We start from the raw sequence: 647 nt of genomic DNA, 5'->3' as shown, positions 1-647 counted from the left end.
GAACACAAGCCGAAGCTGATCGTCGCGGGCGCGTCGGCGTTTGCGCTGAAGATCGATTTCGAGCGCCTTTCGAAGATCGCGAAGAGCGTCGGCGCGTACTTCATGGTCGACATGGCGCACTACGCCGGTCTCGTCGCGGCTGGCGTGTATCCGAATCCGGTGCCGCACGCGGACTTCGTCACGACGACCACGCACAAGAGCCTGCGCGGCCCGCGCGGCGGCGTCATTCTGATGAAGGCCGAGTTCGAGAAGCAGATCAACTCGGCCATTTTCCCGGGCATTCAGGGCGGTCCGCTGATGCACGTGATCGCCGCGAAGGCCGTCGCGTTCAAGGAAGCGCTGTCGCCGGAATTCAAGGCGTATCAGCAAGCCGTGGTCGATAACGCGCGCGTCCTGGCCGAAACGCTCGTGAAGCGCGGTCTGCGTATCGTCTCGGGCCACACCGAAAGCCATGTGATGCTCGTCGATCTGCGCGCGAAGAAGATCACCGGCAAGGCAGCGGAAGCCGCGCTCGGCGCCGCGCACATCACGGTCAACAAGAACGCCATTCCGAACGATCCGGAAAAGCCGTTCGTCACGAGCGGCGTGCGCCTCGGCTCGCCCGCGATGACCACGCGCGGCTTCGGCACGAAGGAAGCGGAGATCGT

Annotated in this window: 1 protein-coding gene; it reads left to right on the top strand. The window is 64.3% G+C overall.

Features of this window, described 5'->3' with window-relative positions:
* On the top strand, nucleotides 1-647 hold a 647-nt coding region (locus NCS03_RS11525; protein ID WP_250529190.1), incomplete at both ends, for a serine hydroxymethyltransferase.

It is taken from the genome of Caballeronia sp. ATUFL_F1_KS4A (assembly GCF_023630905.1).
Taxonomy (GTDB): domain Bacteria; phylum Pseudomonadota; class Gammaproteobacteria; order Burkholderiales; family Burkholderiaceae; genus Caballeronia; species Caballeronia zhejiangensis.
This window is presented reverse-complemented; position numbering and strand designations above follow the sequence as displayed.